At 64.8% G+C, this 24,998-nt stretch carries 23 protein-coding genes; 8 read left to right on the top strand and 15 right to left on the bottom strand.

The genetic code is table 11. From position 1 onward, the window contains the following. The first annotated feature begins 248 nt into the window (after positions 1-248). The 5 genes from F3J19_RS30465 to F3J19_RS30445 all read left to right on the top strand — a co-directional run bounded on the left by F3J19_RS30465 (position 249) and on the right by F3J19_RS30445 (position 7,422). Entirely contained in the window at positions 249-1,496 is a 1,248-nt protein-coding gene (locus F3J19_RS30465) for a regulator (RefSeq protein ID WP_167049901.1), read from the top strand. 64 nt (positions 1,497-1,560) lie between these two features. After that, positions 1,561-3,267, top strand: a complete 1,707-nt coding sequence (gene recJ, locus F3J19_RS30460) for a single-stranded-DNA-specific exonuclease RecJ (protein ID WP_167049899.1) — start codon at positions 1,561-1,563, stop codon at positions 3,265-3,267. Between the two features lie 191 nt (positions 3,268-3,458). Next, positions 3,459-4,563 (top strand): peptide chain release factor 2 gene (prfB, locus tag F3J19_RS30455; RefSeq protein WP_167049897.1). Its coding sequence is split into 2 segments (ribosomal slippage): positions 3,459-3,539 and positions 3,541-4,563, totalling 1,104 coding nucleotides; the frame shifts between segments, so codons are not numbered across the junction. A gap of 184 nt (positions 4,564-4,747) precedes the next feature. Then, on the top strand, positions 4,748-6,289 hold the full coding sequence (gene lysS, locus F3J19_RS30450) for a lysine--tRNA ligase (protein ID WP_167049895.1): 1,542 nt from the start codon (positions 4,748-4,750) through the stop codon (positions 6,287-6,289). Positions 6,290-6,687: 398 nt separating this feature from the next. Next, positions 6,688-7,422 (top strand): glycine zipper 2TM domain-containing protein, encoded by a 735-nt coding sequence (locus tag F3J19_RS30445; RefSeq protein WP_167049893.1) that lies wholly within the window; start codon positions 6,688-6,690, stop codon positions 7,420-7,422. Positions 7,423-7,584: 162 nt separating this feature from the next. On the opposite strand, the gene iscX is transcribed toward F3J19_RS30445, so the two are convergent. The 10 genes from iscX to F3J19_RS30395 all read right to left on the bottom strand — a co-directional run bounded on the left by iscX (position 7,585) and on the right by F3J19_RS30395 (position 14,836). Next, a complete protein-coding gene (gene iscX, locus F3J19_RS30440) occupies positions 7,585-7,782 on the bottom strand; it encodes a Fe-S cluster assembly protein IscX (protein WP_013588918.1) in 198 nt (65 codons plus the stop codon). 15 nt (positions 7,783-7,797) lie between these two features. Then, a complete protein-coding gene (gene fdx, locus F3J19_RS30435) occupies positions 7,798-8,139 on the bottom strand; it encodes an ISC system 2Fe-2S type ferredoxin (RefSeq protein WP_167049891.1) in 342 nt (113 codons plus the stop codon). 202 nt (positions 8,140-8,341) lie between these two features. Then, positions 8,342-10,213, bottom strand: a complete 1,872-nt coding sequence (gene hscA, locus F3J19_RS30430; protein ID WP_167049889.1) for a Fe-S protein assembly chaperone HscA — start codon at positions 10,211-10,213, stop codon at positions 8,342-8,344. 106 nt (positions 10,214-10,319) lie between these two features. Beyond that, complete coding sequence (gene hscB, locus F3J19_RS30425; RefSeq protein WP_167049887.1) at positions 10,320-10,847, bottom strand: Fe-S protein assembly co-chaperone HscB; 528 nt, start codon at positions 10,845-10,847, stop codon at positions 10,320-10,322. A gap of 129 nt (positions 10,848-10,976) precedes the next feature. Beyond that, the gene (gene iscA / locus F3J19_RS30420) at positions 10,977-11,300 is read right to left on the bottom strand and encodes an iron-sulfur cluster assembly protein IscA (RefSeq protein WP_167049885.1); all 324 of its coding nucleotides are present in this window, start codon (positions 11,298-11,300) and stop codon (positions 10,977-10,979) included. A gap of 129 nt (positions 11,301-11,429) precedes the next feature. Beyond that, entirely contained in the window at positions 11,430-11,843 is a 414-nt protein-coding gene (gene iscU / locus F3J19_RS30415; protein WP_167049883.1) for a Fe-S cluster assembly scaffold IscU, read from the bottom strand. 71 nt (positions 11,844-11,914) lie between these two features. After that, a complete protein-coding gene (locus F3J19_RS30410; RefSeq protein WP_167049881.1) occupies positions 11,915-13,138 on the bottom strand; it encodes an IscS subfamily cysteine desulfurase in 1,224 nt (407 codons plus the stop codon). Positions 13,139-13,218: 80 nt separating this feature from the next. Continuing rightward, positions 13,219-13,749: a Fe-S cluster assembly transcriptional regulator IscR gene (gene iscR, locus F3J19_RS30405; protein WP_167049879.1), complete on the bottom strand. Its 531-nt coding sequence runs from the start codon at positions 13,747-13,749 to the stop codon at positions 13,219-13,221. A gap of 189 nt (positions 13,750-13,938) precedes the next feature. Then, positions 13,939-14,436 (bottom strand): low molecular weight protein-tyrosine-phosphatase, encoded by a 498-nt coding sequence (locus tag F3J19_RS30400; protein WP_167049877.1) that lies wholly within the window; start codon positions 14,434-14,436, stop codon positions 13,939-13,941. A gap of 160 nt (positions 14,437-14,596) precedes the next feature. Continuing rightward, entirely contained in the window at positions 14,597-14,836 is a 240-nt protein-coding gene (locus F3J19_RS30395; RefSeq protein WP_167049875.1) for a hypothetical protein, read from the bottom strand. Between the two features lie 277 nt (positions 14,837-15,113). Between F3J19_RS30395 and F3J19_RS30390 the strand changes: the two genes are divergently transcribed. Next, the gene (locus F3J19_RS30390; protein ID WP_167049873.1) at positions 15,114-15,590 is read left to right on the top strand and encodes a hypothetical protein; all 477 of its coding nucleotides are present in this window, start codon (positions 15,114-15,116) and stop codon (positions 15,588-15,590) included. Positions 15,591-15,698: 108 nt separating this feature from the next. Here the strand turns inward: F3J19_RS30390 and F3J19_RS30385 are convergent, their stop codons facing one another. Together F3J19_RS30385 and F3J19_RS30380 are read right to left on the bottom strand one after the other, a co-directional pair. Next, on the bottom strand, positions 15,699-17,114 hold the full coding sequence (locus F3J19_RS30385) for a lactate utilization protein B (protein ID WP_167049871.1): 1,416 nt from the start codon (positions 17,112-17,114) through the stop codon (positions 15,699-15,701). A gap of 101 nt (positions 17,115-17,215) precedes the next feature. Beyond that, complete coding sequence (locus F3J19_RS30380; protein ID WP_167049869.1) at positions 17,216-17,941, bottom strand: (Fe-S)-binding protein; 726 nt, start codon at positions 17,939-17,941, stop codon at positions 17,216-17,218. A gap of 178 nt (positions 17,942-18,119) precedes the next feature. On the opposite strand from F3J19_RS30380, the gene F3J19_RS30375 reads away from it, so the two are divergent. Then, positions 18,120-18,932: an IclR family transcriptional regulator gene (locus tag F3J19_RS30375; RefSeq protein WP_167049867.1), complete on the top strand. Its 813-nt coding sequence runs from the start codon at positions 18,120-18,122 to the stop codon at positions 18,930-18,932. A gap of 151 nt (positions 18,933-19,083) precedes the next feature. On the opposite strand, the gene pbpG is transcribed toward F3J19_RS30375, so the two are convergent. Continuing rightward, the gene (pbpG, locus tag F3J19_RS30370; RefSeq protein ID WP_167049865.1) at positions 19,084-20,286 is read right to left on the bottom strand and encodes a D-alanyl-D-alanine endopeptidase; all 1,203 of its coding nucleotides are present in this window, start codon (positions 20,284-20,286) and stop codon (positions 19,084-19,086) included. A gap of 769 nt (positions 20,287-21,055) precedes the next feature. Between pbpG and F3J19_RS30365 the strand changes: the two genes are divergently transcribed. Next, positions 21,056-21,628 (top strand): phasin family protein, encoded by a 573-nt coding sequence (locus tag F3J19_RS30365; RefSeq protein ID WP_085480624.1) that lies wholly within the window; start codon positions 21,056-21,058, stop codon positions 21,626-21,628. 372 nt (positions 21,629-22,000) lie between these two features. Here F3J19_RS30365 and lpdA read toward each other — a convergent pair whose 3' ends face one another. Together lpdA and F3J19_RS30355 are read right to left on the bottom strand one after the other, a co-directional pair. Further along, positions 22,001-23,764, bottom strand: coding sequence for a dihydrolipoyl dehydrogenase (gene lpdA / locus F3J19_RS30360; protein ID WP_167049863.1), 1,764 nt, complete (start codon positions 23,762-23,764; stop codon positions 22,001-22,003). Between the two features lie 258 nt (positions 23,765-24,022). Further along, a partial coding sequence (locus F3J19_RS30355; RefSeq protein ID WP_167049861.1) for a dihydrolipoyllysine-residue acetyltransferase occupies positions 24,023-24,998 on the bottom strand: 976 nt, incomplete at its 5' end.

Here is a 24,998-nt window from a genome sequence, read left to right as displayed (position 1 = left end):
GCGCGCGCCTGTCCTGCTAGTCCTGCAAGCGCGGCACGGGCGGGCCGGGGTTCGCTCCGGTTCGCCCGGCTCACGCGAGGCGCTCGGACTGCCCGCTCCCATCCGCCCGGCTGACCGACCCCGCTTATGTGCGTCCGGCATGCCCGTCCGATATCGATCCGATCCGGCATCGTCCTGCCTTACAACCTGCCCCGTGGCCGCCTCGCGGTGAGCGTTCCGGTCGAAATATTCGCACTCTTTACCCTACAATGCGCAACATCATGCCTGCCGACCGCTTCCACCTTCTGCTGCCGTTCGCGCTGCCCGCCGCGGCCGACGCCTCCACCGCCCTCCACGACATCCGCTGCCCGGCGCTCGACAAGCTGATCGCGCGCGCGACGCTCGTCGAACGCGTGGTCGGCGAGGATTTTCAGCGCACGCTGCCGCACGAGCGCTGGGTCGCCCGGCAATTCGGCGCGCTGCCCGACGGCGCGACGTCCGCCGCCGATGAAGCGCCGCTCGCGCCCTACATGCTGCGCGCCGACGGCGGCGAACCCGGCAACGCGACATGGGCCTGCGTGCAGCCGGTGCACGTGCGCATCGCGCATGACCACCTCGTGCTGATCGATCCCGCTTCGCTCGACCTGTCCGACGACGAAGCGAGCGCGCTGCTCGCGGTCGCGCGTCCACTGATCGAGGAACTCGGCGTGCGCATCGAGGCGCCGAAGCCGGCGCGCTGGTATCTGTCGAGCGACGCGTTCGGTACGCTCGCGGGCGCCTCGCCGCTGCGCGCGAGCGGCCGCAACATCGAAATCTGGCTGCCGCACGAAGCGCATTCGGGCGAGCGCTCGCGCGCGTGGATGAAGCTGCAGAACGAAGTGCAGATGGCATGGTTCGAGCATCCGGTCAACGAAGCGCGCGAGGTGCGCGGGCTGCCGGCCGTCAATTCGATCTGGTTTCACGCGCAGGGCGCGGCGCGGCCGGTGCGCAGTCCGTTCGCGCAGGTGTTGTCCGATGCCACGGCCACGCGCGGCCTCGCGCTAAGCGCGGGCGCGGCGACGGGCACACCGCCCGCTTCGTTCGGCGAATTGACGGCGGCGCGGTGCGGTGCGACGAGAGGCAAGCATGCGGACATGGCAAACGCCGCTGACGCCGCGTCGACCGGCGGTTCAGGCGGTTCAGGCGGTTCAGGCGGCAATCCTGGCAATGATGGCGGCGCCAGCGCCAACGACAAAGTCGGCGGCACCGGCAGCCCGGGCCAAGGCGCCACGCTCGTCGAACTCGATCCGTTCTCCGCGCCCTACATCGAACAGGACTGGGCGCGCTGGAACCAGGCCTTCGCCGCGCTGCAGACCGACTGGTTCGAGCCCGCGCTCGCGGCCTTGCAGGCGGGCGAACTCGCCGAACTCGGCCTCACGCTGTGCGGCGACACCGGCTCCGTGACGCTGACGGTCACGCGTGGCGATCTGCGCAAATTCTGGCGACGGCGCGTGCTGGCCTCGCTGTTTATCGAGTGAGCCAACGCATGAGCCATGCCATGCGCCACCGCCAGCCCCTTCGAATCCCCTACGGCCCTTTCGCATGACCCGAATCGTTACGCGCGCCTGCTCTCCCGTCGACGCCGAAGTCCTCACCCGCCACGGCCTGCATCCGGTGCTCGCGCGCCTCTACGCGTCACGCGGCGTATGCCTGCCCGAGGACGTCGAAACCGGCCTCGCGCGGCTCGTGCCGCCTGCCGAACTGAAGGGCTGCGAGGCAGCCGCCGCGCTGCTCGCCGACGCGATCCAGCAACAGCGCCGCATGCTCGTCGTCGCCGATTACGACTGCGACGGCGCAACCGCCTGCGCGGTCGCGGTGCGCGGGCTGCGCATGTTCGGCGGCCGCATCGACTATCTCGTGCCGAACCGCATGGAGCACGGCTACGGACTCACGCCGGAGATCGTCGATCTGGCAACGTGCGGCGCGGCCGGCAAGCCCGATCTGCTGATCACGGTCGACAACGGCATCGCGAGCGTCGACGGCGTCGCGGCCGCCAACGCGCTCGGCATCGACGTGCTCGTCACCGACCACCACCTACCCGGCGACGAACTGCCCGCCGCACGCGCGATCGTCAATCCGAACCAGCCGGGCTGCACGTTCCCGAGCAAGTGCCTTGCCGGCGTCGGCGTGATGTTCTACGTGCTGCTCGCGCTGCGCGCGGAGTTGCGCCGCCGCGGTGCGTTCGGCGAGGCATTGCCCGAACCGCGCCTCGACGGCCTGCTCGATCTGGTCGCGCTCGGCACCGTCGCCGACGTCGTGAAGCTCGACGGCAACAACCGCGTGCTGGTCGCGCAGGGTTTGCAGCGCATCCGCAAAAGCCGCATGCAGCCCGGCATCGCGGCGCTCTTTCGCGCCGCCGCGCGCGATGCGCGCAGCGCCTCGGGCTTCGACCTCGGCTTCGCGCTCGGCCCTCGCCTGAACGCGGCGGGCCGGCTGTCGGACATGTCGCTCGGCATCGAATGCCTGACCACCGACGACGTCGGCCGCGCCTGGGAACTCGCCCAGCAACTCGACACGATGAACCGCGAGCGCCGCGAGATCGAAGCCGGCATGCAGCAGCAGGCGCTCGACGATCTCTCGACGGTCAACCCCGAGGGCACGGCCACGATCACGCTGTTCAATCCGGGCTGGCATCAGGGCGTGATCGGCATCGTCGCGGGGCGGCTCAAGGAGAAGTTCCACCGCCCCTCGTTCACGTTCGCGCCCGCCGACGACAGCGGCCTCACCGTCAAGGGCTCGGGCCGCTCGATCGCGGGCTTTCACCTGCGCGACGCGCTCGATCTGATCTCGAAGCGCGAGCCGGACCTGCTCGTCAAGTTCGGCGGCCACGCGATGGCCGCGGGCCTGACGCTCGCCGCCGCCGACGTGCCGCGCTTCACGGCCGCGTTCGAAGCGGTCGGCCGCGAATGGCTGTCCGAAGAGGCGCTCGCGCGCACCGTCGAAACCGACGGCGAGCTCGAAGACGCGTACTTCACGCCGCAATTCGTCGAGATGCTCGACGCGGCCGTGTGGGGCCAGGGCTTCCCGGCGCCGGTGTTTTCGGGCGAGTTCGAGGTCGCCTCGCAGGCGCTCGTGAAGGACAAGCACCTGAAGCTGCAGCTGTTGCGCGGCCGCCAGCGCTTCAACGCGATCTGGTTCAACCATACCGATACGCTGCCCGCGCGCACGACCGTCGCCTACCGGCTCGCAAGCGATACGTGGAACGGCGTGTCGCGCGTGCAGCTGATCGTCGAGCATGCGGCAAGCTGACGCCGCCAGCGCACGCCGGCCACCGCCGCCCATGGCGCGCTCGCCCCGGCAGATCACGCCGTCCTTCGCGAAACCGCGAAAAATCTCCGCAAAATCAACTGCGAACACGCGCCGGATTGCCCCGAAGGCTCCGGCGCGGCGTGCCGATCGGCTATAATTTCACCTTTTTTACGAAGCTATAAAAGATCGACATGGAAGCGGAACGTCTCAACGCGATCGAAGCCTCTCTGGCCGACCTGCGCAAGCGCGCGGACGACCTACGGGGGTATCTTTGACTACGACGACAAAGCACTGCGTCTAATCGAAGTCAACCGCGAACTCGAAGACCCGGACGTCTGGAACGACTCGAAGCACGCCCAGGCACTCGGTAAGGAAAAGAAGCTGCTCGACGACACGGTCGGCAAGCTCACGTCGATCACGAACGACGTGCGCGACGCCCAGGACCTGTTCGAGATGGCGCGCGAGGAAGGCGACGACGACACGCTCGCCGCCTGCGAGGGCGATGCCCAGGCCATCGAGGCGCGCGTCGCCGACATGGAATTTCGCCGGATGTTCGCGAACCCGGCTGACCCCAACAACGCGTTTCTCGACATCCAGGCCGGCGCCGGCGGTACCGAGGCGTGCGACTGGGCTTCGATGCTGCTGCGCCAGTATCTGCGCTACTGCGAGCGCAAGGGCTTCAAGACCGAGGTGCTCGAGCAAACCGAAGGCGACGTGGCCGGCATCAAGAACGCGACGATCAAGATCGAGGGCGAATACGCCTACGGCTTCCTGCGCACCGAAACCGGCGTGCACCGGCTCGTGCGCAAGTCGCCGTTCGACTCGTCGGGCGGCCGCCATACGTCGTTCTCGTCGGTGTTCGTGTATCCGGAAATCGACGACTCGATCGAAGTCGACATCAACCCGGCCGATCTGCGCATCGACACGTATCGCGCCTCGGGCGCGGGCGGTCAGCACATCAACAAGACCGACTCCGCGGTGCGGATCACGCACATGCCGTCGGGCATCGTCGTGCAATGCCAGAACGACCGCTCGCAGCACCGCAACCGCGCCGAAGCGATGGCGATGCTGAAATCGCGCCTGTACGAAGCGGAAATCCGCAAGCGTCAGGCCGAGCAGGACAAGCTCGAAGCCGGTAAGACCGATGTGGGCTGGGGTCATCAGATCCGCTCGTACGTGCTCGACAACAGCCGCATCAAGGATTTGCGCACCAACGTCGAAATCAGCAACACGAAGAGCGTGCTCGACGGCGACCTCGATCCGTTCATCAGCGCGAGCCTGAAACAGGGCGTCTAAGCGCGGGCGGCGCGGCATGGCATGGCCTGCGCCGCTGGCTCGCCGCCGGCCTGCGGTCCCCGATTGCCGTCTTTGCTCGCAGTCCGTTTGCTTGCCCCGTTTTCCCAGTACCGCCTGAGGTTTTTACACTGACTGGCCTCCCGCGCGGAGCACTCCGCCGCGGGCCACCGAACACCACATCATCATGACCGAACCGACCCAGCCTAATTCGGCCCAGCCGAACACCGCGCCCGAGGTGGACGACAACAAGATCATCGCCGAGCGCCGCGAAAAGCTGCGCGAGCTGCGTGAGCACGGCGTCGCCTATCCGAACGACTTCCGCCCCACCCATCACGCCGACGACCTGCAGCGGCAATACGAGCACAGCGACAAGGACGCGCTCGAAGCGAATCCGCTCGAAGTCGCGATCGCCGGCCGCATGATGCTCAAGCGCGTGATGGGCAAGGCGAGCTTCGCGACCGTGCGCGACGGCTCGGGTCAGATCCAGTTCTTCATCACCCCGGCCGACGTCGGCCAGGAGACCTACGACGCGTTCAAGAAGTGGGACATGGGCGACATCGTCGCCGCGCGCGGCGTGCTGTTTCGCACCAACAAGGGCGAGCTGTCGGTGCGCTGCACGGAGCTGCGTCTGCTGTCGAAGTCGCTGCGTCCGCTGCCCGACAAATTCCACGGTCTCGCCGACCAGGAAATGAAGTACCGCCAGCGCTACGTCGATCTGATCGTCACGCCGGAAACGCGCAAGACCTTCATCGCGCGCACCAGGGCGATTGCGTCGATCCGCAAGTACATGGCCGACGCGAACTTCATGGAAGTCGAAACGCCGATGCTGCACCCGATTCCGGGCGGCGCGGCGGCCAAGCCGTTCTCGACGCACCACAACGCGCTCGACATGCAGATGTTCCTGCGCATCGCGCCCGAGCTGTATCTGAAGCGGCTCGTGGTCGGCGGCTTCGAGCGCGTGTTCGAGATCAACCGTAATTTCCGCAACGAGGGCGTCTCCGTGCGCCACAACCCGGAATTCACGATGATCGAGTTCTACGCGGCCTACACCGACTACACGTGGCTGATGGACTTCACCGAACGCCTGATCCGCCAGGCCGCGATCGACGCGCTCGGCACGGCCACGATCACGTATCAGGGCCGCGAGCTCGATCTGAGCAAGCCGTTTCATCGGCTCACGATCACGCAGGCGATCCAGAAATACGCGCCGCAATACACGAGCGAGCAACTCGCCGACAGCGCGTTCCTGCGCACCGAGCTGAAGAAGTTCGGCGTCGACGCGTCGCAGCCGCAGTTCCTCAATGCGGGCGTCGGCGCGTTGCAACTGGCGCTGTTCGAAGAGACCGCCGAGTCGCAACTGTGGGAACCGACCTACATCATCGACTACCCGATCGAGGTGTCGCCGCTCGCGCGCGCGTCGGACAAGGTGGAAGGCATCACCGAGCGTTTCGAGCTGTTCATCACCGGCCGCGAGATCGCCAACGGCTTCTCGGAACTGAACGATCCGGAAGACCAGGCCGCGCGCTTCAGGAAGCAGGTCGACCAGAAAGACGCCGGCGACGAGGAAGCGATGTACTACGACGCCGACTACATCCGCGCGCTCGAATACGGCATGCCGCCGACCGGCGGCTGCGGTATCGGCATCGACCGTCTCGTGATGATGCTGACGGACAGCCCGAGCATCCGCGACGTGATCCTGTTCCCGCATCTGCGCCGCGAGGACTGATCGCCGTTGCGGGTTGCGGGTCGTTGCCGTTCGTGGCATGCGACCCGCGCAGACGTCTCCGAAAACGCCCGGCCCTGCCGGGCGTTTTGTATTACTCACTCGCATCCGCTCGAAAGGGAACAGGACCGTTTTCTGCTACCGATGGTTTGTAACCAGTAGTAAAAGCTGCGCGATGCCGCCCCGGCGGTTCGGGCGAGGCCGGGTTTCGAAACTTGCGCAGCCCAAGGCCCGCCGTGCGCCAGCCACTTGCCCTCGCGCGCTGCCCGCGCCGCCCGGGTTACAAATTGAAACGCCACCCCGCTCGAATTGCCTGACACTCGATCTCATCAAGCGCAGCAACGAAAGCACCAGAGAGCGAGCATCAAGAAAAGCCGGCTCTGTCAGAAACGGAGGCCAATATGGACAACCCCACTCAACCGACGCAACCGACGCAACCGCGTCGTCTTCATCCGCTGATTGCGACCGCCGCGGGCGCGGTGCTCGTCGCAAGTCTGGTCGCCACGGCGGCGATTACCGGCGTATTCCCGAAAGCGTCGAGCAACGGCGCGCAGAGCGATCAGACGCAAGCCGCGCAGGTCACAGCACAAGCTCAACAGCAGGCGCAACAGGACGCGCAGCAGCCGGGTATCGTCGATTCGGCGGCGCCAGTCGACGCGCCGGCTCAACGACAAGCGCCTCAGGCCGCACAGATCCCGCAGCCTGTGCCGGCCGTCCCGGCACAGCAGCCGCAATATGCGCAGCCGCAGCAGGCGCAGGCCGCGCCACAGTACGCCCAGCAGCCGGCGCCGCAGCCCGCCTATTGCTCGACCTGCGGCACGGTCGTCGCAATTTCGGCCGTTCGTCATGAGGGCCATGGCACCGGGATCGGCGCGGTCGGCGGCGCGGTGGCCGGTGGCGTGATCGGCAACCAGTTCGGCGCCGGCGGTGGCCGCGCCGCGATGACGGTGCTCGGCGCGCTCGGTGGCGGGTTCGCGGGCAACTCGGTCGAAAAGCATCTGCGCAGCTCGACCGCGTATTCGGTGCGCGTGCGGATGGAGAACGGCAAGACGCGCTACTTCACGTATCACGAAGCGCCGCCGTTCCAGCAAGGTCAACGCGTGCGAATCGAAAACGGCGCGCTGGTCGCGGGCTGATGGCCGCAGCCAGGGTTCGAGGCTATTTTTCCGCCGCGGCAACGAAAAAGGCGATTCCGACTGGAATCGCCTTTTTCGGCTAATCGCAACATCATCGCCACAGTGCACGGAAGCGGGTACGGAACCGCGCCCCCTCACAAGCACTTAACGCATTCAACGCGCTCAATAATCCGCGTCTTCGATCCATGCCGCCTGGATCGCCTCGAGAATCTTTTCGTTCGAACGGTTCGGATCGTCGTCGAAGCCTTCGAGCTCGGTCACCCAGCGGTGCAGATCGGTGAAGCGCACCTGCTGAGGATCGACGTCCTGGTGCTTGTCCGTCAGGGCCATCGCGATGTCTTGCGTATCGGTCCACTTCATGGCTGCGTCCTCCTGTTAGTGGTTTTCCTTCGCGTGATTGATCGAGTAACGCGGAATTTCGACGACCAGATCCTGCTCGTCCGGCACGATCGCCTGGCACGACAGACGCGAAGCCGGTTCGAGCCCCCACGCCTTGTCCAGCAGATCGTCCTCGTCTTCCTCGGACGGCGTCAAGGCGGCGAAACCCTCACGCACGATCACGTGACAGGTCGTGCACGCGCAGGACTTCTCGCACGCGTGCTCGATTTCGATGCCGTGATCGAGCAGGTTGTCGCAGATGCTCTTGCCGGGAACGGCGTCGATCACGGCGCCATCCGGACACAGTTCGACGTGAGGCAGCACAACGATTTGAGGCATACGGTTTCCGTTTGGGTCTGAGGCACGGTGGCTGCCAGCGATGCCGTACAGGCTCCGTGCCATTCTACTGGCGCCTTGCGGACTTTTTAAGTCCGCAAGGCGCGCTTCGGTTGTTCCAGTCGCCCGAGGATGGTTCCACGGGACTTAGCGGGCGCGGCGCTTGACGGGCCCGGCCCGCCGCATGCCACCGCTCACGCCGCGCTCAGATCTCGTCGAGCTTGCGACCCGACAGTGCGCGGCGGATGCCCTTGTTCATGCGGCGCGCGGCGAATTCGTCCGTGCCTTCGGCGAGCGCCTTGGTGGCCGCTTCGACCACATTCACGTCGTCGCTTTGCGCGACGTTGCGCAAGGCGGCGAGCAGCGCGTCGAGCGCCGCACGTTCGCTGTCGTCGAGCAGTTCGGCGTCGGCGGCAAGCGCCGCGTCGGTCGCCTCGACAAGACGCTGCGCTTCGACCTGCGCCTCGCGCAACGCGCGCGCGCGCATGTCGACCTCGGCGGTCGAGAAGCTGTCTTCGAGCATGCGCGCGATGTCGTCATCGGCGAGACCGTAGGATGGCTTGACCACGACCGATGCCTCCACGCCCGAGGTCTGCTCGCGCGCGAACACGGACAGGAGGCCGTCCGCATCGACCTGATACGTGACGCGAATGCGCGCCGCACCGGCCGCCATCGGCGGAATGCCGCGCAATTCGAAGCGCGCGAGCGAACGGCAGTCGCTCACGAGTTCGCGCTCGCCTTGCACGACGTGAATCGCCATCGCGGTCTGTCCATCCTTGAAGGTCGTGAAATCCTGCGCGCGCGCGACCGGAATCGTCGAGTTGCGCGGGATGATCTTCTCGGTCAGGCCGCCCATCGTCTCGACGCCGAGCGACAGCGGAATCACGTCGAGCAGCAGCCACTCGTCGCCTTCCGCGCCGCGATTGCCGGCCAGCAGATCGGCCTGGATCGCCGCGCCGAGCGCGACGACCTGGTCCGGGTCGAGATTGACGAGCGGCGGCTGGCCGAAGAACGCTTCGACCGCGCGGCGGATCACCGGCATGCGCGTCGCGCCGCCGACCAGCACGACGCCCTTGATGTCTTTCGTCGCAACCTTCGCGTCGCGCAGCGCCTTCTTCGTCGGACCGAAGGTGCGCTGAACCAGCTCCTGCGTGATCGTCTCGAAGATGGCCTCGTCGATCGTCAGATCGAGCGCGGTGCCGTTCGCAAGCGTTGCCTTGAGGCTGGCCTGCGGCGCGCTCGACAACGCCTCCTTGGCGTCGCGCACGCCGTCGAGCAGCAGACGCACGTCCTGCGGCGCGAGCGTTTGCGGCGCAATGCCCGCCTGCGCGAGCACGTGACGATAGAGCGCGTGGTCGAAATCGTCGCCGCCGAGCGCGGAATCGCCGCCGGCCGCGAGCACTTCGAACACGCCTTTCGTGAGCTTGAGGATCGACAGGTCGAAGGTGCCGCCGCCGAGGTCGTACACGGCGTAGAGGCCTTCGGAGCCGTTGTCGAGACCGTAGGCGATCGCGGCCGCGGTCGGCTCGTTGAGCAGCCGCAGCACGTTCAGGCCCGCGAGACGCGCAGCGTCCTTGGTGGCCTGGCGCTGCGCGTCGTCGAAATACGCGGGCACCGTGATGACCGCGCCGACCAGCTCGTCGCCGAGCGTGTCTTCGGCGCGCTGGCGCAGCGTCGCGAGAATTTCGGCCGACACTTCGACCGGGCTCTTCACGCCGTCGACGGTGCGGATCTGCACCATGCCGGGTGCGTCGACGAAATCGTACGGCGCGTTTTCGGCGCCCTCCACTTCCGCTTTGCCGCGGCCCATGAAGCGCTTGACCGAGACGATCGTGTTGCGCGGATCGCTCGCCGCCTCGGCCTTCGCCTTGCGGCCGATGCGACGGCCGCCCTGTTCGAGATAGCGCACCACCGAGGGCAGCAGCGCATGCCCGTCTTCGTCGGGCAGCACATCGGGCACGCCGCTGCGCACAGCGGCGACGAGGGAGTTGGTGGTGCCGAGATCGATACCGACTGCGAGACGCCGCTGGTGGGGCGCCGGCGCCATGCCGGGTTCGGAGATTTGCAGTAAGGCCATCTGGATCTTCTCGGGGACGTGGTGCCCCGTCCTGAATTTCGCGTTGCTGGGGTGTGATACCGCGGCTCGCGGCCGCTCTGGTTTTTCTGTGGTGCGCGAAACCGCGCTATCCCTCGAGCCGCTCGATCTGCGCGCCGATTTCCGACGCGACGCGCTCGATGAACATCAACTGCCGCACGGCTTCGCCCGCCGCCTGATTGGCGCCGCTGTCGAGCGACGCGCCGAGCTTGTCGAGGCGCCGGCGCTCTTCGTCGCGCAGCTCGGCGAGCAGCGCGTCGAGCGCGTCGACGTTCTTCGCCGCGGCCGCGTCCTCGATGTTCTCGCGCCATTCCATCTGCTGCATCAGGAAGGCCGGCTCCATCGCCGTGTTGTTCTCCGCGCCGACGTCGATGCCGCGCAGCGACAGCAGATAAGTCGCGCGCTTAAGCGGATCACGCAGCGTCTGATACGCCTCGTTCGTGCGAGTCGCCCATTGCATGGCGATGCGCTTTTGCGCGTCGCCGGCCGCCGCGAAGCGGTCCGGATGCACCTGCGCCTGCACGGTGCGATACGCGTGATCGAGCGCGGCGGCATCGAGCGCGAATTGCGCGGGCAGATCGAACAGGTCGAAGTGGCTGTCGTTCAGCGAGGCCATCGGATTAAAAGTCCGTTGATGAAAGCGCACCGGAGTGCGATCTGAAAACACGCTCGGGAAGTACGCGGATCAAACTAAAAAGGCGGCCCGCGCCGCCTTTCATCCGCTGCACGCGGAAAACCGCCGAACCTACACGCGGAACGACTCGCCGCAACCGCATTCGTCCTTCACGTTCGGGTTGTTGAACCTGAAGCCTTCGTTCAGCCCTTCGCGCGCGAAGTCGAGTTCGGTGCCGTCGATATAGGCGAGGCTCTTCGGGTCGACCACGACCTTCACGCCGCTCGTCTCGAACACCTGATCTTCGGGCGCGAGTTCGTCCACGTACTCGAGCTTGTAGGCGAGGCCCGAGCAACCGGTCGTGCGCACGCCGACGCGCAACCCGATGCCCTTACCGCGCCGGATCAGATACTTCTGGACGTGCTGTGCTGCCTTTTCGGTCAACGTAATTGCCATAGCGTTTCTCAATTGCGCAATGCGTGCGCGACGCGGGTGCCGCGCCGCGCGCACCGTGTGTCAGGCGCGCATGCAACGCGCGCCTGACGGTTACCCGGTGACTCAGCGGTTCAACGACTCTCGCGAGGCTCAGGCGGCCTTGCCGTCTTCGGCAACCGCTGCTTCGCCGTGACGCTGCTTGTAGTCGGCGACCGCGGCCTTGATCGCGTCTTCCGCGAGGATCGAGCAGTGGATCTTCACCGGCGGCAGCGCCAGTTCTTCGGCGATCTGCGTGTTCTTGATCGACATGGCCTGATCGAGCGTCTTGCCCTTCACCCATTCGGTGACGAGCGAGCTCGATGCGATTGCCGAGCCGCAGCCGTAGGTCTTGAACTTCGCGTCTTCGATGATGCCGTCCGCGCCGACGCGAATCTGCAGCTTCATTACGTCGCCGCAGGCCGGCGCGCCGACCATGCCGGTACCGACCGCGTCGTCGTCCTTCGCGAAGGAACCGACGTTGCGCGGGTTTTCGTAGTGGTCGAGGACCTTGTCGCTATAAGCCATGATTACACTCCTTGATTCGTTTCAACCTGCAATCCGATGAACGGGGTATCCCACATCGCCCAACTGGCGCGTCAGTGCGCGGCCCATTGAATGGTCGACAGATCGATCCCGTCCTTGTGCATTTCCCACAGCGGCGACAGGTCACGCAGCTTGGAAATCTTCGTCTTCAGCAGGTTGATCACGTAGTCGACATCCTGCTCGGTCGTGAAGCGGCCCACCGTGAAGCGGATCGAGCTGTGCGCGAGTTCGTCGTTGCGGCCGAGCGCGCGCAGCACGTACGACGGTTCCAGCGAAGCCGACGTGCACGCCGAACCCGACGACACCGCGACGTCCTTCACCGCCATGATCAGCGATTCGCCTTCGACGAAATTGAAGCTGATGTTCAGGTTGTGCGCCACACGCTTTTCCATGTCGCCGTTCACATACACTTCCTCGATTTCCGAGAGGCCTTTCAGCAGCCGGTCGCGCAGCATGCGCACGCGCTCGTTTTCGGTCGCCATCTCTTCGCGCGCGAGACGGAACGCCTCGCCCATGCCGACGATCTGGTGCGGCGCGAGCGTGCCCGAGCGCATGCCGCGCTCGTGGCCGCCGCCGTGGATCTGCGCCTCGATGCGCACGCGCGGCTTGCGGCGCACGTAGAGCGCGCCGATGCCCTTCGGGCCGTACGTCTTGTGCGCCGAGAACGACATCAGATCGATCTTGAGCTTTTGCAGGTCGATCTCGATCTTGCCGGTGGCCTGCGCCGCGTCGACGTGGAAAATGATGCCCTTCTCGCGCGTGATCTCACCGATCGCCTCGACGTCCTGGACCACGCCGATCTCGTTGTTCACCGACATCACCGAGACGAGAATCGTGTCCGGGCGCAGCGCGGCCTTGAACACGTCGAGGTCGATCAGACCGTCGGGCTTCACGTCCAGATACGTGACTTCGAAGCCTTCGCGCTCGAGTTCGCGGCAGGTGTCGAGCACGGCCTTGTGCTCGGTCTTCACCGTGATGATGTGCTTGCCCTTGCTCTTGTAGAAGTGCGCGGCACCCTTGATCGCGAGGTTGTCCGACTCCGTCGCGCCCGAGGTCCAGATGATCTCGCGCGGGTCGGCGTTCACGAGCGCGGCGACCTGCTCGCGCGCTTCCTCGACCGCACGCTCCGCGTCCCAGCCGTACGCGTGGCTGCGCGATGCCGGGTTGCCGAACTGCTCGCGCAGATACGGAATCATCTTGTCCACGACGCGCGGATCGATCGGCGTCGTGGCGCTGTAGTCCATGTAAATGGGCAGATGGAGAGAGTCGTTGTTCATCAATTGCTCCGGGGACGTCATGTGCTCTGGCTTCTGGGTTCTCTATGGGACGGCGGGTGTCGTATTTCGCTGCCGCGCCGTCAGGAACCGGCCATGTTGAAAACGGAATTAGGCCCTTTCGGCGCCACGCGGACCGGCTCGACCGCCGGCGCATCGGTACGCCTGTCGCGCAGCACCGCCGGCGCGCCTTCGCGCGAGCGCTGCTGGTCGACCAGATCCTTCAGCGAAACCGAATCGAGGTACTCGACCATTTTCTGGTTCAGCGTCGACCACAGCTCATGCGTCATGCAATGGCCGTCGTGCTGCTTGGTGCCTTCGCACGTGCCCTTGCCGCCGCACTGGGTGGCGTCGAGCGGTTCGTCGACCGCGATGATGATGTCGGCCACCGTGACGTTTTCGGCACGGCGCGCGAGATTGTAGCCGCCGCCCGGCCCGCGCACGGACTCGACGATTTCGTGACGGCGCAGCTTGCCAAACAGCTGCTCGAGATAAGACAGGGAGATGTGCTGGCGCTGGCTGATACCCGCAAGCGTCACCGGGCCCTGCTCCTGGCGCAACGCCAGGTCGATCATCGCCGTGACGGCGAAACGGCCTTTCGTGGTGAGTCTCATATGATGTGGGAACCGCAATTCTCGACAAGTTTTGTCAAGTATAAATACATGAGCGATTTAGTCAAGTATGGCTGACGCGATTTGTGTCGTTTGCTTAATTGAGCGACGTATTTTTTGCCGCCCGGTGCGGTCTTTGCCGGCTTGCGCCAAGGTGCGCGGCGGGCGCTGCCCGACTTACGCTGGCAATTCCTAGGCGAGCAGTTGCGGGCGCAGCGCGGCGATCAAGCCGCGGCAGGCCGCCTCGCACTGATCGAGCACCTGCTCGAAACCTGCCGCGCCACCGAAGTAGGGATCGACGACTTCGCGCGCGCCGGCCCAGCGGCTCTCGGTCTGCGGCACGAATTCCAGCAGCAGACGGATTTTGTCGCGCTGCGCCGGGGGACAAAGCTGATGCAGCGCGGCGACGTTGCGCTCGTCCATGGCGATCAGCAGATCGAAGCGCTCGAAGTCCGCGACCGTGATCTGCCGGCCGCGCAATGTCGCCAACTCGTAGCCACGCTGGCGCGCTGCCTGCTGAGCGCGTTCGTCGGGCGCCTCGCCGATATGCCAGTCGCCGGTGCCGGCCGAGTCGACCAGGATCCGGTCCGCGAGCTTCATTTCGTCGACGAGGTGGCGCATCACGCCTTCCGCCGTCGGCGAACGGCAGATATTGCCGAGACAAACGAAACACACGGACACAGTTTTCATCTGCGGATATTCAAGTGCGACGGCGCCACGCGCGGGGCCGATAGCGTTGAGCAAATTGCGTCGCGATTATACAAACCTCGACACAATCGCGCCGGGCGTGATACGTGCCATGCAAGCCATGCGCCCTGCTGCGAGCCGCAGCGCTTGCGACGGTGCGCGCTTACGATGCCTCGGAGAGCGGTATCGCCGTCGCGGCAGGCACAGGCTTGACCGGCAACGCCGACGCAGCGTCGATCATGCCGTACGAAACCGCGCGCGCGAGTTCCGCCGTCAGGTGGTTCGCATCGAGCGGAGACTGCGACGCACGCGAGGCGGCGTTGCTGCAAATGTGCAGATAGGCGAGCGCGGCGAGAGACACAACAATGACGAGGGGCCAGTACACCGATATTGTCTTTTTCATGATGTCGTTTTCCGATTAAGGGACACATGGGCTCGTGACCCACTATTCCCAGCCCAAATGCTATAGAAATTCACAATCGGGAAAAACCGGATCTGGCGAGATAGATCGTTGCTTGAAATAGAACAGTCAGTTGCTGGTTCTTTCGCCCCACGATCGAACATAAAGGCATGAAAAAGAAGACCTTACAAATACATACAAAGCTCGCGTGACAGGCGGCGATAATACGGGTCTCATTCTTACATCAGCATTTCCTGGTACCTTGCACGTGATCCAACCAATGAAACGTCTTGCACCTCTCGCCGGCCTCGTGGTGGCCGCCCTGCTCGGCGGCTGCGCGGTCTATCCGGACGGCACGCCGATGTACGGCAACGGATACGGCTATAGCGGCTACGAAGGCTATGACGGCTACGCGCCCGGCGCAGCCGTCGTGCCGCAAACCAATGTCTACATGGGATATGGCAATTACCCGGGACCGGAACGCTACTATGGGCCGGGCCCGGGCTATCACGGATATCCGGACCGAGGCCGACCGAACGACAACGACTGGCACCATGGCGATCATGGCGACCATGGTGGCGGCCCGGGCCAGCCGCACGGCGGACCAGGTGGATGGAATGGCCCCCGTCCGGGCGCGGGCGGCCCGCCGCCGGGGCAACCGCAAGCCCAGCAGCAAGGCGGCAACGGCGGCGGACATGGCGGCGGCTCGTGGAGCAGAAACTCCCCGCGTCACTCCGGGCAGATGAACGACCACTGAAGGTCAGGCCGGCGGCTGGCGCTTATGCGCGCCAGCGCCGCCGCAACGGCTGAACGGCCAGAACAGAACAAGCGTCAGGCAGACTCCCGGCCCATCACGACAGCCCGCTCAGCCGATATGGCTGCGCTGCGCCGCATACAACTCCCTGAACGTACGTCCCACCGGCGCCGGCATATCGCGCGTATCGGTCCAGCCCGCGCCACCGAGCGGCAGTTTGGCAATCGAGCGCTTGCGTCCACCCATGCGTTCGAGCACGCGCACCGCAAGCTTGGTGACGAGCGCATAGACATCGGGATGCAACGCCAGCCAACCCCACACGGCCAGCCCCGCGCGCTCCTTCCACGGCCGCAGACGCCGCTCCGTCTGTTTCTCGCGCAACTTGCGCAGCAGGTCGGAGAGCGGAATGCCGACCGGGCACACGCTATTGCACTCCCCGCATAGCGTCGCCGCCTGCGGCAAATCGAGCGCCTTGTCGATGCCCACATAGCTCGGCGTCAATACCGAGCCCATCGGCCCCGGATAGACCCAGCCATAGGCATGGCCGCCGACCTTCTGATAAACCGGGCAATGGTTCATGCACGCCCCGCAGCGGATGCAGCGGAGCATCTCCTGAAAGTCGCCGCCGATGAGCCCTGTGCGCCCGCCGTCGACAAGCACCACGTACATATGCTCGGGTCCGTCCTGGTCGCCTGCGGCGCGCGGCCCCGTCAGCATCGAAAAATAGTTCGACGTGGTTTGCCCCGTCGCCGAGCGCGGCAGCAGACGCATCGCGGTCGCCAGGTCTTCGAGCGTCGGCAGCACTTTTTCGATACCGGTGACGGCCACATGCACGCGCGGCATCACCGTGCACATGCCTTCGTTGCCCTCGTTCGTGACGACGACGACCGAGCCCGTTTCGGCGACGATAAAGTTGCCGCCCGTCACGCCCATGTCCGCGCTCAGGAAGTGCGGGCGCAGCATCTCGCGCGCTTCGCGCGTCATGTCGGGAATCTCGGTCAGACGCGGGCGGCCGTGCGTTTTCGCGAACAGGTCGGCGATCTCGTCCTTATCCTTGTGGACGACCGGCGCGATGATGTGGCTCGGCGGCTCGTTGTCGTTGATCTGCAGGATGTATTCGCCGAGATCGGTTTCGATCGACTGCACGCCCATCTGCCCGAGCACTTCGTTCAGGCGCATTTCTTCTGTGACCATCGACTTGGTCTTGATCACCTTCTTCACGTCATGCTGGCGCGCGATATCTCCGACGAGCCGCGCGGCCTCCTGTGTCGTCTCGGCGAACAGCACCGTCACGCCGCGGCGGGCCGCCTCGCGCTCGAAGGTTTCGAGCCACACGTCGAGATTATCGAGCGCGCGATTGCGGCGCTCCTTGAGCGCGGCGCGGGTCGAGGAAAAGTCGATCTCGGTCATCGCGCTGGCGCGCGCCGACACGAACTTCGTGGACAGCTTGGTCAGGTTCTGCTGCAGGCGCTGGTCGGCAAGTTTCTGACCGGCGCGAACCTTGAACTGCATCGATTGAACTTGCATGGCAGCCTTGGACGGAATCGGAGCGAGGCGCACGCCTCAAACACGCGCGCCAAAAAGAAGCGTAAGCGGCACATGGCGGGCGGCGCGCCGCGGCCCGCGGCTCATTGCACGTCGCCGGCCAGCACCTGCGCGATATGCAGCACGCGCGTCGTCGAATCCCCGTTGCGACGCAGGCGCCCTTCGATATTGAGCATGCAGCCGAGGTCGCCGAGCACCACGGTGCCTGCGCCGCTCGCGGCGATGTTCGCGCATTTTTCGTCGACGATCGCCGTCGAGATGTCGCCGTACTTGACCGCGAAGGTGCCGCCGAAGCCGCAGCAATGTTCGCAGCCCTGCATCTCCGTCACCGCGACGCCCACCTGCGCGAGCAGCTCGCGCGGCTGCGCTTTCACGCCGAGTTCGCGCAGGCCCGAGCACGAGTCGTGATAGGTCACCTGCCCCTCGAACCGGCCCGGCTGCAACTGCACCTTCGCCACGTTGACGAGAAAATCGGTCAGCTCGAACACCTTCGCACGCAGCCGGCCGAAGCGGTTCATCAGTTCGGGATCGTCGCCGAACAGGTCGCCGTAGTGCGCGCGGATCATGCCGCCGCACGAGCCCGACGGCACCACCACGTAGTCGAACTGCTCGAATTCGCGCAGGGTCTTCTCGGCGAGATCGCGCGCGAGACGGCGGTCGCCCGAGTTATACGCGGGCTGGCCGCAGCAGGTTTGCGCGGGCGGCACCGCGACCTCGAAACCGGCGCCTTCGATCAGCTTGATGACCGAAAAACCGATTTCGGGACGCATCAGGTCGATCAGACAGGTGACGAACAATCCGACTCGCATGGACCCTCCTTCGGGGAAACGTCCCTGATTATCCGCTGTTTGCCGCGCAACACCAACGGCCAGAAGGCATAGGACGCGGCGCGCGGCGGATTCGAGGAGCGCTTCGAAGCGCGTTCGCTTTTTTCACCATACGAGATACAATCGGCTTTCGCTGTTTGACGCATCTACCGATTCTCATATGAGCGATACGAACCCGGATCCCAAAACTTCGATCCAGGTGATCGAACGCATGATGCGCCTGCTCGATGCACTCGCAGCGCATAGCGACCCGGTCAGCCTGAAAGAACTCGCCATCCGCACGGAGTTGCACCCGTCCACGGCGCACCGCATCCTGAACGACATGGTGATGTGCCGCCTCGTCGACCGGTCGGACCCCGGCACCTACCGCCTCGGCATGCGCCTGCTCGAACTGGGCAATCTGGTGAAGGCGCGCCTCTCGGTGCGCGACGCGGCGCTCACGCCGATGCGCGAACTGCATCGGCAGACCGGGCAGACCGTGAACCTGTCGGTGCGTCAGGGCGACGAGATCGTCTATATCGAGCGTGCGTATTCGGAACGTTCGGGCATGCAGGTGGTGCGGGCCATCGGCGGACGCGCGCCGCTGCATCTGACCTCGGTCGGCAAGCTGTTCCTCGCCGCCGACGAAGCGACCCGCGTGCGCGCGTATGCCACGCGTACCGGCCTCTCCGGCCATACGCAGAACAGCATCACCGATCTGGCGAAACTCGAACGCGAGTTGTCGCATGTGCGCCAGCAGGCCTGCGCGCGCGATAACGAGGAGCTGGAGCTCGGCGTGCGCTGCATCGCAGCCGGCATTTACGACGATACCGGCAAGCTCGTCGCGGGGCTGTCGCTATCGGCGCCGGCGGATCGCCTGCAGGACTCGTGGCTCGGGCAACTGAGTCAGACCGCACTGATGATTTCGGAAGCGCTGGGTTATCGGCCGCACGCGCAGCAGGGTCATTCGCACTCGCACGGCCAGCATACGTAGCGGGAGTCGACGAAACGCGGCCGCGCCGTCCGCGGCACCTTTCCCGGCGCCATGCAAAAAGCCTCGCATTCGCGAGGCTTTTTTCTTGCAGGATCACCGCTGCCGGTACGCGCTGCCGGTCCGAAAACCGGCTACGGCAATCGTTCAGACATCAGATACCCGAACCGCCGGCATCGGCGCTCGTAATGCGCGGCTGCTCGCCGCCGCCGTTGTCGATCCACGTGCGCAGACGTGCCGCGTCCGCGAAACGCGAGTATTTGCCCGACGAGTCGAGCAGTACCATCACCATCGGACGGCCATGAATGGTCGCCTGCATCACGAGGCACTCACCCGCCTCGTTGATGAAACCGGTCTTCTGCAGACCGATGTCCCACGTCGGGTTGCGCACGAGCGCGTTCGTGCTGTTGTAGGCGAGCGTGCGCTTGCCCGTGTACACCTCGTAGCTGTGATCGGTCGAGAACTTGCGGATCAGCGGGTACTGATACGCCGCGTTGACCATCTTCACGAGATCGCGCGCGGTCGACACATTCATGCTCGTCAGGCCGGTCGGGCTCTCGAAATGCGTGTCGGTCATGCCGAGCTGCTTCGCCTTCGCGTTCATCGCGGCGAGGAACGCCGGGCGGCCGCCCGGGTAATAGCGCGACAGCGCGGCCGCGGCACGGTTTTCCGACGCCATCAGCGCGATATGCAGCATGTCTTCGCGCGACAGCACCGAGCCCACCGACAGACGCGAGCCGGTGTTCTTCACGTAGTCGCGGTCTTCGTCGGTGACTTCGATCTGATCGGTCATCGGCTCTTTCGAATCGAGCACGACCATCGCGGTCATCAGCTTGCTGATCGATGCGATCGGCACAACGGCCCGCGAGTTCTTGTCGAAGAGCGGCTCGCCGCTATTCTGGTCGATCACGTAGGCGACGCTCGAGCGCAGCATCAGCGCGTCGGGCGTTTCGTGCAGACCGAAAGCCTGCCCGACCGAAGGCGAACGCGGCTCATACGCGACGCGCCGCACGGCCGAGTGATGGCGGCCGTTCGCCGCGAACGTCACGCGCTTGCGGCGCGCGCCCGCGCGCGGTGCTTCGTCCTCGGCGGCGGCCGCCTTGACGACCGCACCCTTGCCTGCCTTGACCGAGCGGCTCGACACCTTCGCGGTGGCGGCTGCCGGGGCCGGCTTTTTGGCGGTTTTAGCCGTTTTGACGTGTTTGGAAGTTTTTGCGGTTGCGGCAGTCGTGGCTGCAAAAGTGTTGACAGGCGCGGCAAACGCCGTTGCGACGGCCAGGGAGACGGCCACCGACAGAGCGGTGCTGCGCGCCGCGCCGTGGATCACTTTCAGCGACGAAAACATGTCGGTTTTCATGGGTGTTCGATAGGGAGCGGCGAGAGGTTTCCGCAAGTGTAGTAAAGCAACGAAAAATTAGCAATTTGAAGCACTTATACGCGCTCCTTAAACCGGCTTGTAAGCTCCGATCGCGAAAACGCAAATAAGTGCCGCGACTCGATCGAAAAAAACGATCGTCGCTAGCCATGTCCCGCCATTGCGGCCATGCGCAAGAATCGAGGAGATTCTTGCAGCATAACGACAATTTCGAGACAACCTTGATCCGGGGAAATACGGTCAGGCATCGGCACGTACCGCAGCGCCGTGCCGCGAGGGCGTTGTGGCTTGGCGACAGATATTTCTTAAGCATCTGCCGAAGCCGACAACGCGCGTTCGACTGTCATGAACGCTTAACGTTCCGTAGCAGTTTGTGGTTTACATCGAACGCAATTTTGCCGGTTTTTGCGGGCGCATGCTCGCTCCCCCACCAGTATCGTCACCGGCCGCAGGAAAAATAATTCCGCGAAACGAGAGCATGGAGTGCTTTATCTCGCATCGACGCGGTGCAACGATCAAATCGTTCTGCGTCACATGTATGACATGCCTACCGCATAACGTATTGTTTTATCAGCACTTTCTTAATATTGTGCGACGCACAAAAAATACTTGACAATCTTTGAAGCGATCTTAAAATGGGAACCATTGCTGCGATGCACAATACATCGCGGTCCAGGCAGACGATCACCTGCGTCTCGCCACTAACCCAATGCGGTCCGCACAGACAGACCGCGATCCAGGAGCGTAAACCATGACTCTGCTGACCCCCGAGCAATTCGCCGCAGCCCAGAAAGCCAATTTCGAAACCCTGTTCGGCCTGACGACCAAAGCATTCGAAGGCGTCGAAAAGCTGGTTGAACTGAACCTGCAAGTCGTGAAGTCGACGCTCGCGGAAAGCCAGGAAAACACCCAGCGCGCGCTGTCGGTGAAGGACGCACAAGAACTGCTGGCCCTGCAAGCGAGCCTCGCGCAGCCGGTGGCTGAAAAGGCGCTGTCGTATGGCCGTCACGTGTACGAAATCGTCTCGGCAACGCAAGGCGAATTCACCCGCGTCGCTGAAGCCCAATTCGAAGAACAAAACCGCAAGGTCCAGGCACTCGTCGAAAACGTTGCGAAGAACGCACCGGCTGGTTCGGAAACCGCTGTCGCCGTGATGAAGTCGGCGATCACCGCTGCCAACACGACGTACGAAACGGTCCACAAGGCAACCCGCCAGGCTGTCGAAATCGCTGAAAGCAACTTCAACGCAGCTGCAACGGCCGCGTCGAAGGCAGCTTCGCAAGCCGCCGCGCAAGCTTCGCGCGCAGCCAAGAAGACGGTCTAAGTTTCACATCCGTCCACGCCCCGCATTCGTCGGGGCGTCGCTTTCACGCCGGCCCAGCGTTCCCGCTGCGCCGGCGTTCTTGCAAGCAACAGCGTCGTGCCGTTGCCGCTCACACGGTTTGATTGGCCGAACGCTCCGATACGTTGAAATGACGTATCGTTTGCCCGGCGCAACTGCCGGGATTTTTTTTCCCGCCGTCGCCGCCGGGTGAATGCGGAAAACGATGCATGCGTGCAGTTCACTGCAACGCTTGCGCCCTGCTCTGCCACATTCCCCAGCCATGAAAAAAAGCGCACTCCGCAAGGGGTGCGCTTTTTTTATTGACCGCTTCGACCCGCCTCGCGCGATCGCGACGAGGCAGGCCGAACCGTCTTACTTCTTCTTCACCGGCGGCAGATCGGTACAGACGCCTTCATACAACTCCGCAGCCATGCCGACCGATTCGCCGAGCGTCGGATGCGGATGGATCGTCTTGCCGATATCCGTCGCGTCCGCGCCCATCTCGATCGCGAGGCACACTTCGCTGATCAGATCTCCCGCATTGAGACCGACGATACCGCCGCCGATCACGCGATGCGTCTCTTCATCGAACAGCAGCTTCGTAAAGCCTTCGTCGCGGCCGTTGGCGATCGCGCGGCCCGACGCGGCCCACGGGAACACCGCCTTGCCGAACTTGACGCCGGCGGCCTTGAGCTGGTCTTCCGTCTTGCCGGCCCATGCCACTTCCGGATCGGTGTAAGCCACTGACGGAATCTGCATCGCGTCGAAGTACGCCTTCTCGCCATGCGCGACCTCAGCTGCCACGTGACCCTCGTGCACCGCCTTGTGCGCGAGCATCGGCTGACCGACGATATCGCCGATCGCGAAGATGTGCGGCACGTTGGTGCGCTGCTGCTGGTCGACTTCGATGAAGCCGCGCTCCGTCACCGCCACGCCAGCCTTCTCCGCGCCGATGCGCTTGCCGTTCGGCGTACGGCCGACGGCCACCAGCACGAGGTCGTAGCGCTGCGGCCCGGCCGGCGCCTTCTCGCCTTCGAACGACACGTAGATGCCGTCGTCCTTCGCCTCGGCGGCGGTGGTCTTGGTCTTCAGCATCACGTTCGCGAAACGCTTGCTGTTGTACTTCTCCCAGACCTTGACGAGATCGCGGTCCGCGCCGGCCATCAGGCCGTCGAGCATTTCGACCACGTCGATCTGCGCGCCGAGCGTCGAGTACACGGTCGCCATTTCCAGACCGATGATGCCGCCGCCGATCACGAGCATGCGCTGCGGAATCTGGCGCAGTTCGAGCGCGCCGGTCGAATCGACCACCCGCGGGTCTTCCGGAATGAACGGCAGCTTCACCGCTTCCGAACCCGCGGCGATGATCGCCTGCCTGAACTTGACGACCTTCTTGCCGCCCTCGGTCTGCACTTCCATGTGGTACGGATCGACGAACGCGCCGGTGCCCGTCACGACTTCGACCTTGCGCGCCTTCGCCATGCCGGCGAGACCGCCGGTCAGCTTCTTGACGACGCCCGACTTGAAGTCGCGCAGCTTGTCGAGATCGATCTGCGGCTTGCCGAACGTGATGCCGTGCGAGGCGAGATCAGCCGCTTCGTCGATGACGAGCGCGGTGTGCAGCAGCGCCTTCGACGGAATGCAGCCGACGTTCAGACACACGCCGCCGAGCGTCGAATAACGCTCGACCAGCACGGTCTTCATACCGAGGTCGGCGGAACGGAACGCCGCCGAATAGCCGCCCGGGCCCGAGCCGAGCACGAGCATGTCGCACTCGATGTCGGCGCCGCCGGCATAGCTGCCGGCCTGCGGCGCGGGTGTGGCGGCCTTCGGTGCGGCAGCGGGTGCAGGCGCGGCGGCGGGAGCCGGCGCCGGAGCCGCGGCGGTCGCGCCGCCTGCTGCCGCCTCGACCAGCGCGATCACCGTACCCTGCGAAACCTTGTCGCCCGGCTTGATGCGCACTTCCTTGACGGTGCCGGCGGTGTCGCTCGGCACTTCCATCGACGCCTTGTCGGATTCGAGCGTCAGCAGCGACTGCTCCTGCTCGATGACGTCGCCCGGTTTGATATTGACTTCGATGACGTCGACGTCCTTGAAGTCACCGATGTCCGGCACTTTTACTTCGACGAGACTCATAGTGTCCCCTTCTCCTGTTGATCGTGATGAGCGGAGAACTCGCAACATTCGGTCGGACAGGCGCCACAAGCACGGACAGAATCATCCTTTGCCGTCCGCCCAAGGACGCGCCTTTCTTTTGCCTACTTTTCTTTGGAAGACAAAGAAAAGTAGGTGCCGCCCCGCACAGGGGCGACGCCAATAGACCGTCATGAAAGCAAGTTCAACGAGAGACGCGGATCACAGACAACACGCCCGCGCCCCGCGCACCTCACCACATCAAAGAATCACACGCCGGAAATCGGCAAGAATCGAACCCAGGTACGCGTTGAAGCGCGCGGCTTCCGCTCCGTCGATCACGCGATGGTCGTACGACAGCGACAGCGGCATGGTCAGGCGCGGCACGAACTGCTTGCCGTCCCACACCGGCTTCATCGCGCTGCGCGACAGACCGAGAATCGCGACTTCAGGCGCATTGATGATCGGCGTGAAATGCGTACCGCCAATGCCGCCCAGCGACGAGATCGAGAAGCAGCCGCCCTGCATCTGGTCCGGCTTCAGCTTGCCTTCGCGCGCGGCCTTCGACAGATCGGCCATTTCCTTCGCGATGTCGACGAGACCCTTCTTGTCCGCGTCGCGAATCACCGGAACGACGAGGCCGTTCGGCGTGTCCGCGGCGAAACCGATGTGGTAGTACTGCTTGAACACCAGGTTGTCGCCGTCGAGGCTCGCGTTGAACGTCGGGAATTTCTTCAGGGCCGCCACGCAGGCCTTGATCACGAACGCGAGCATCGTGAACTTGACGCCCGCCTTTTCGTTCTCCTTGTTCAGCTTCACGCGCAGCGCTTCGAGCTCGGTGATGTCCGCTTCGTCGTTATTCGTGACGTGCGGAATCATGACCCAGTTGCGATGCAGGTTCGCGCCCGAAATCTTCTTGATGCGCGAGAGCGGCTTCGGATCGACCGGGCCGAACTTCGTGAAGTCGACCTTCGGCCACGGCAGCAGGTTCAGCTCGCCGCCGCTCGCCGGCGCGGTCGCGCCAGCCGGCGCCGCGCGCTGGCCCGTCATCACGCCCTTCACGAACGCGGTCACGTCGGCCTGGGTGATGCGGCCCTTCGGACCCGAGCCCTTCACCTGGCCGACGTCGACGCCGAGTTCGCGCGCGAACTTGCGCACCGACGGCGACGCGTGGCTCGGCAGGCGCGAACCGCCCTCGCCGGCCGGGATCGACGGCGCCTGCGCGAGCGCGGACGGC

The sequence above is a fragment of the Burkholderia sp. Ax-1724 genome (genome assembly GCF_011752995.1).
GTDB lineage: Bacteria > Pseudomonadota > Gammaproteobacteria > Burkholderiales > Burkholderiaceae > Paraburkholderia.
The sequence above is the reverse complement of the archived record's forward strand: the minus strand, read 5'-3'. Positions and strand labels throughout refer to the sequence as shown.